Origin of the sequence: Pedobacter sp. HMWF019 (assembly GCF_003061025.1) — a bacterium.
Lineage (GTDB): Bacteria > Bacteroidota > Bacteroidia > Sphingobacteriales > Sphingobacteriaceae > Pedobacter.
In genome coordinates, this window is the sequence record NZ_QAIL01000420.1 from 1 (window position 1) to 7,265 (window position 7,265).

Consider the following 7,265-nt stretch of genomic DNA (forward strand, 5'->3'; position numbering starts at 1 on the left):
TTCCTTAACTTCGCCGCTGTTGTTTTTTAGATGTTCTTTAGCCCCTTTTAAGGTAAAACCTTTATCGTCGACCAGGTGAAAAATGATCTTTAAATTTTCTACATCTGTAGGTGTAAATAAACGGTTTCCTTTCTTGTTCTTTTTGGGTTGCAATACATCAAATTCTTTCTCATAGAACCTGATCTGGGAAGCGTTTACACCAAACATTTCCGTCACTTCTCCCATAGTATAATACATTTTATTAATTTCCCTTTCTTTGTACGGCATAATTTGATGTTGATTATTAGCTGTTTATGGCATTTATTTAAAGCATTCAAATGTAAAGGGATTTTAGTAGAATACCGCAATAAAATTTTAATTTTGTTGCATAATAAACTAGAAGGATGACAGCTAAAGAAATCAGAAGCGCTTATTTAAAATTTTTCGAATCTAAACAACATCATATTGTTCCCTCTGCCCCAATTGTGGTTAAGAACGATCCAACACTGATGTTTACCAATGCAGGAATGAACCAGTTCAAAGACTTGTTTTTGGGAGAAGCCCCTATTAAATATAAGCGTGTTGCCGATACCCAGCGTTGTCTTCGTGTTTCAGGTAAACACAATGATTTAGAGGAGGTAGGTATTGATACTTATCACCACACTATGTTTGAAATGTTGGGAAACTGGAGTTTTGGTGACTATTTTAAAAAGGAAGCCATTGCGTGGAGCTGGGAATTACTTACAGAGGTTTATAAAATACCAAAAGACAAACTCTACGTTTCTGTATTTGAAGGAGACGACAAAGAAGGTTTGCCTCAGGACACTGAAGCTTACGAAATCTGGAAACAGTATGTGCCGGAAGACCGCATCATATTAGGTAATAAAAAAGATAATTTCTGGGAAATGGGCGACACAGGACCATGCGGTCCTTGTTCGGAGATCCATGTAGATTGCCGTACTGATCATGAACGTGCTACAATTTCCGGTAAAGAGTTGGTTAATGCAGATCATCCCCAGGTGATTGAGATCTGGAACAACGTGTTTATGCAGTTTAACCGATTGAAAGATGGTTCTTTACAACCATTGCCAGCAAAACATGTAGATACCGGTATGGGTTTTGAACGCCTCGTTCGGGTACTGCAAAACAAAGCTTCCAATTACGATACTGACGTGTTCCAGCCACTTATTCAGTTTATTTCTGCAAAGGCAGGAATAGCTTATGGGACTGACGAGAAAACGGACATTGCTATGCGTGTAATGGCCGACCATGTCCGTGCCATTTCATTTGTAATAGCAGACGGGCAATTGCCTTCCAATAATAAAGCCGGTTATGTGATCCGCAGAATTCTTCGTCGTGCAGTTCGTTATGCTTACACTTTTCTTGATCTAAAAGAACCTTTTCTGAATCAATTAGTGCCGGTTTTAGCTGAACAGTTTAAAGGTGTTTTTGATGAATTGTTTGCGCAACAAGACTTTGTTCAAAAGGTCGTTCTGGAAGAAGAAGTGTCCTTCCTCAGAACCCTGGCTACAGGTATTCAACGTTTTGAAAACTACACCAAGAAACAAGCAGAACTGCTGATGGCAGAAAATGCAATTGAACTGGAAAAGTCATTCGAAGATGCATGGGTATACAGTATCTTAAAAGATCAGATGGTGATTTCTGGAGAATTTGCTTTTGAACTGCAAGATACTTATGGTTTTCCAATTGATTTAACTGATCTGATGGCCAGAGAAAAACGTTGGACCATTGATATGACAGGGTATAATAAAGAACTATCAAAACAAAAAGACAGATCAAGAGCAGCAACCGCTATTGATACCGGAGACTGGGTACCGGTGCATCCCGATCTGGAGACTGAATTTGTTGGTTATGATGATTTTGAAATAGAAACAAAGATTATTAAATACCGTAAGGTAAGTGCTAAAGGAAAAGAACAATACCAGATTGTATTAAGCAAAACGCCTTTTTATGCGGAAAGTGGGGGCCAGGTTGGAGATACTGGCCGTATTGAAGACCATAGCCGTTTATTCTTTGTAGAGGTAACGGATACAAAAAAAGAGAATGGAGTTACTGTTCATTATACCGATACCTTGCCTGAAGATCTTGAAGGGGATATGTGGGCGGTGATTGATGAAGATAAACGTTTATTATCTCAGGATAATCACTCCGCAACTCATTTACTCCATGCGGCTTTGAAAAAAGTACTGGGTAATCATGTGAACCAAAAGGGATCGCTCGTGAACCCGGATTACCTGCGTTTTGACTTTTCGCACTTTGCGAAAATAAGTGAAGGTGATCTGGCCAAAATAGAGCATTTAGTGAATCAGAAGGTAAGAGAGAATATTCCACTTAAAGAAGAACGAGATGTGCCTTATGACCAGGCGATTTCAAGTGGGGTAACGGCTTTGTTTGGTGAGAAATACGGCGATTTTGTCCGTGTTATTACTTTTGATGACCATTATTCAAAAGAATTGTGCGGTGGAACACATGTTCAGGCTACGGGGCAGATCGGCTACTTCAAAATCATATCAGAAAGCGCTGTAGCAGCAGGGGTAAGAAGGATAGAAGCCATTACAGCGGATAAAGCAGAAGCTTTTGTTCTGGATCAAAACAGAGAACTCAATGAGTTGCGCACTTTGTTAAAAGGGAATAAGGATCTTAAATCAGCGGTATCTTCATTACTGGAAGAAAACGCCAGGTTAAAAAAGGATGCTGAAAAAGCTGTTATTGAACAAGCTGCTAATTTAAAGCATGAGATTGTGCATCATTTGAAAACTGTTAACGGAATTAATCTGATCGCAGTTCATGTAGATCTTCCGAATGCCGATGCGGTGAAAAATCTTGCTTTTGCTGTAAAAGATCTGATAGACGATTTATTCCTGGTTTTTACAACTTTAATCGATGATAAACCGGGTATTACAGTTATGCTGTCAGAGAATCTGGTTAAAGATAAAGGGCTGAATGCCTCAAATATTGTCAGAGAGCTTGCTAAGGATATACAAGGTGGGGGCGGAGGTCAACCTTTCTATGCCACTGCCGGAGGTAAGAATAAAGATGGCCTGGCTGCAGTTTTAACTAAAGCAGAAGGTTTAATAAAATAAGCTAATGAAAAAAATAGTGCTCTCACTTGTACTCATAGGCCTGTTCACGACAGCACATGCCCAAAGACAGAATGTATATTTTCTGAAAAATAATGGTAGAGAGGTTAAGGAAAGAGACAGCGCAGATTTTATACGCATTATTCAGGAACCAGACTCTGGTGATGTTAATTTTAGATTACTGGAGTACTATCCCGATGGGGCAAAGAAAACAATAGGTTACACCTCGAAAGTAATGCCTGTGGTGTATGAAGGGCCTTATGTATCTTATAGTAAAGAGGGCAAAAAGATCGCCGCATTAAATTATAAAAATGGTCATTTGGATGGAACAGCCTATTATTTTTTTGGAAATGGCATTTTAGAAAAACAAATAAATTACAGTCTGTCGACTTCTTTAAATTCAAGTTCAGCTAATCAGATGGGGCCGAGGTCCTGGATAAAAGAGAGCGTAATCTATATTGCTGATTCTACAGGTATTGTCATGGTAAAAGATGGAAATGGCCATTTTATAAAAAAGGAATATAAAAAAGATGGAGAAGTCATTACCGAAGAGGGAGATTATAAAGACGGATTGAAAAGCGGAGAATGGGGGCTGAAAAGTTCTGCGGGTAATTACTGGTATAAAGAACAATTTGAACAAGGCAAAATGCTTAGCGGTGAAAGTTATAAGGATGGGAAGAATTTTAGCTATACCCAGATGGAGTCACCTCCAGAATTTATGGGTGGGCAGTCTGCTTTCTCCGCTTATTTAAGAAGATCAATGAAGTACCCGACTGATGCAATTTCCAGGGGGATAAGAGGCAAAGTGATCTTGAGTTTTGTAGTCGACCAAAATGGAAGAGTACAGGATATAAAAGTAGATCGCTCTGTTTATCCCTCCATTGATCAGGAAGCGATGAGGGTGATCAGAGAGTCTCCTAGGTGGTCTCCAGGGATTCAGCATGGAGTTCCCGTTCGTGTAAAATATAATATTCCGATTAATTTTGATTTTTGATCAGCATACTAAACAAAAAGACACTATATCCAGATTATAGTGTCTTTTTGTTTTAAAATTAACTTCATACTGTTACGCTTTGTCTGGATAATTGGTCTTTTCTAGAAACAATGATTTCTCCGAGCAATTCGTCAATTTGATTCTTTGACACATTTGGCATACAAATAATATGAGACCAGCCACCCTCTGCGGCCAATTGCCACTTTTTTCTTATGGCCAAAGCTGGCTCCGGGAAATTAACCGTGATGGAATTTTTGTTACTCCAGGCTTCAATACCAATCTTGTTGAGTTGTTCTTGGGCATATTCTGCAACTTCGAGGCATCGCATAGCACGCTCCTTCAAGCCCGCCGTTCCTAGCTTTTTAATCGTGTACCATAAAAATAAAGGACTATGTCCATTTCTAGAACCCGAAATGGTGGTGTCCATGCTGCCGATATAGGCTACTGAACGGGCGATTCTGTCCCGGTTGGATTTTTTAGCTACAACTACTCCGCAAGGCATAGGAGAGCCCAGGAATTTATGACCGCTAATGGCTATACTGTCTGCACCATCTGCGAAATCAAAAGCAGGTCTTGGTTCCACAAAGGCACTGTAACTTCCAGATAATGCCCCGTCAGCATGAATGTAATAGTGCTTTATCGCTAGTTTTTTAAGAATAGCTTTAATACGACCAATGTCATCTCGGGCCTCTGTCATGGTGGTGCCTATATTAGCCATAATGATCACAGGCATCTGTCTGTTCATACGGATGGTATTTTCAAGGTCATCATAATCAATCTCTCCATTGGCTTGAGTACTTATGGTGATGTTCTCCATATTTAAAAGATGAAGATTCTTTTGTACACTGTAATGCGTAGCTTCCGAGTAATATACCATTCCTTTGGGATGGAGTTCTCTTGCCAGATACAAGCCATATAGGTTACCTTCGGAACCTCCGTTTGTAACATAACCCCACCAGTCATCTGATTGTGCTCTAAAAAGGTTTGCAAAGAATTTCACCACCTCTTTTTCAAGTTCTCTTGAGCCTACTGCATAAGTAGACGGAACGAATGGATCGCCCAGATTATTCATAGGGTATTGAAGAAAAGGCATCAATTCCTCGTAGTTAAAGTCTTTTGAAACCGGATACCCCATAAAAAACTCTGTATTGTGCTTAACATCCGCTAAAAGCTTAGCTAATAGCTGATCTTCCTCTGGTGATAAAGAATGTGACATATATAGTGCGATTTTAAATGTCAAATTTAACGCATTCAGAATTATGTATTACAATTTATCACATAAAAAGAATATTATTCTTTTTATGTGATTTTATAAGGATATAATATTGTTCATTAACGCTAACTGGATATGCAGAGAGAAGAAAATTTGCTTATTTTTGTGTTTGCTGAAAATTATGAATAAAAACGAGTCTGACATTCAGGAAGAACTTAACGACGAGACATTGGCGCCATTTTACAAGCGAAGCTCCTTTATCTATCTAACTATTGCTTGTCTTGCCCTTATCGCAACTGCAGTAGCTGCTGTATTTTATAAGAATCATCCCGATCTGGATAACATATCTAATATTGCAGATCACGACCTTCGAGCAGGTGGCTATAAAGCGATCCTCTTGTTAGATAAAGGGGAAAAATTTGTGTTGTCAGACGTTGGTAAAGGAGAAATTACTAAAGAAAATGGCATTAGGATTTTAGAGAATCCTGGCGGAGAGCTTCGATATCAGGCCCAGGACCTGGCAGGTGATACCATTTTTAATTCCAATCAGACTGCAATGGTTTATCATGTCATTAAAACACCACGAGGCGGGCAGTATAAGATTGTGTTGTCGGATGGAACTAAGGTATGGCTTAATGCAGCATCGTCTCTTCGATATCCAGATAAATTTAATACAACAGTTCGTGAAGTCGAATTAAAGGGAGAGGCTTATTTTGAGGTTGGAGAACAAGATTCTATACCTTTTGTTGTTAAGAGTTCATTACAGAAATCTCTGGTTACTGCAGGTCATTTTAACATCAGCAACTATGCCGATGATCCCGTTACTACAGTCACCCTGTTACAAGGGCATTTAGAATTGGTTTCAGTAAACAAAAGTAAGAAGGCTAGTGATGATTTAACACCCGAAAGAGTTTGGCTTGAACCTGGTGATGAAGGCTGGGTAACTGCCACCGGTTTAAAACTCGTTAAAGTACATCCAGATGAATCAATAAGCTGGAAAAATGGATATTTCCAATTCAGTAATGCAGATCTGAAAAGTGTTATGAGGGAGATGTCAAGATGGTATGATGCTGATGTGATCTATGAAGGAGATATCCCAGATGTTAAATTTAATGGAGAAGTAAGACGCGATGTAAGTGCATCTGCATTTCTGGAGATGCTGGCTTATTTGAAAGTTAAGTTCAAGATTAGAAAGAATGATCAAGGCCGAAATGAAATTTTAGTGAGAAGACAGAGGAATAACTAGATAATAACTCTATCTTCACCAATGCCGGCAATTTGCCCGGAGGTAGTGTTAAATCATTTTTCTTGCAGAAGATCTTCAGTAAACTCGTTGATAGTTTTATAGACAGTAAAGTAGGTGTAACCGAAGATTTTCTGACCAGCTCCCTGGCCATTAATTTGAAGAAGAACCTATTGGAGTTGTATGCAGGGCATCAATTTAGAAATGCGGGCATAGGTAATGAACGGCTTGTTCGTCAGGATCAGCTGATTAGAAGCGATCAAATCTACTGGTTGGACCGTAAGCATAATAATAGTTATGAAAACAGTTTCTTTGACTGCATAGATCGTTTTGTTATTTATTTAAACGATACCTGTTATGCTGGGATAACAGGATATGAATTTCATTACGCATTATATGAAAATGGAAGTTTCTATAAAAAACATCTTGACCAGTTTAAAACCGATGGCAGCCGGAAGTACTCGATGATCATTTATTTAAATGCAGACTGGAAAGAGAGTGATGGAGGAGAACTGTGTATACACCATGCAGATCATTTGCAAATGGTTAATCCTTTGAACAGAACATGCGTTTTTTTTAAAAGCAGTGAACTGGAACATGAAGTTTTATTAACCAATACAGCCAGAATGAGTATTACAGGATGGTTAAAAGTATAGCTTTAAAAAGGAAACAGGGATGGACTATGAGAGTCATCCCTGTTTAAAGATGGTTAATCCACCACAGATCAACCTAAAC

6 protein-coding genes are annotated in these 7,265 nt (G+C 38.9%); 4 read left to right on the top strand and 2 right to left on the bottom strand.

Translation table 11 applies throughout. From position 1 onward, the window contains the following. Positions 1–267, bottom strand: a 267-nt coding sequence (locus tag DBR11_RS22380) for a MerR family transcriptional regulator (RefSeq protein WP_108554841.1), incomplete at its 3' end; no start/stop codon positions are given. Between the two features lie 116 nt (positions 268–383). On the opposite strand from DBR11_RS22380, the gene alaS reads away from it, so the two are divergent. Further along, on the top strand, positions 384–3,083 hold the full coding sequence (gene alaS, locus DBR11_RS22385; protein ID WP_108554836.1) for an alanine--tRNA ligase: 2,700 nt from the start codon (positions 384–386) through the stop codon (positions 3,081–3,083). Between the two features lie 4 nt (positions 3,084–3,087). Then, complete coding sequence (locus DBR11_RS22390) at positions 3,088–4,074, top strand: energy transducer TonB (protein WP_108554837.1); 987 nt, start codon at positions 3,088–3,090, stop codon at positions 4,072–4,074. A 64-nt stretch (positions 4,075–4,138) separates the two neighbouring features. Here the strand turns inward: DBR11_RS22390 and DBR11_RS22395 are convergent, their stop codons facing one another. Further along, positions 4,139–5,290, bottom strand: coding sequence for a histidine decarboxylase (locus DBR11_RS22395; protein ID WP_108554838.1), 1,152 nt, complete (start codon positions 5,288–5,290; stop codon positions 4,139–4,141). A 178-nt stretch (positions 5,291–5,468) separates the two neighbouring features. Here DBR11_RS22395 and DBR11_RS22400 point away from each other — a divergent pair, with 178 nt between their 5' ends. Continuing rightward, positions 5,469–6,533, top strand: coding sequence for a FecR family protein (locus DBR11_RS22400; RefSeq protein WP_108554839.1), 1,065 nt, complete (start codon positions 5,469–5,471; stop codon positions 6,531–6,533). Between the two features lie 62 nt (positions 6,534–6,595). Continuing rightward, positions 6,596–7,186, top strand: a complete 591-nt coding sequence (locus tag DBR11_RS22405; protein WP_108554840.1) for a 2OG-Fe(II) oxygenase — start codon at positions 6,596–6,598, stop codon at positions 7,184–7,186. Positions 7,187–7,265 lie beyond the last annotated feature (79 nt).

Bases quoted from the DNA above. Each gene is read 5' to 3' on its own strand.
- alaS (WP_108554836.1), top strand. From the start codon at position 384: ATGACAGCTAAAGAAATCAGAAGCGCTTATTTAAAATTTTTCGAATCT.
- DBR11_RS22390 (WP_108554837.1), top strand. From the start codon at position 3,088: ATGAAAAAAATAGTGCTCTCACTTGTACTCATAGGCCTGTTCACGACA.
- DBR11_RS22395 (WP_108554838.1), bottom strand. From the start codon at position 5,290: ATGTCACATTCTTTATCACCAGAGGAAGATCAGCTATTAGCTAAGCTT.
- DBR11_RS22400 (WP_108554839.1), top strand. From the start codon at position 5,469: ATGAATAAAAACGAGTCTGACATTCAGGAAGAACTTAACGACGAGACA.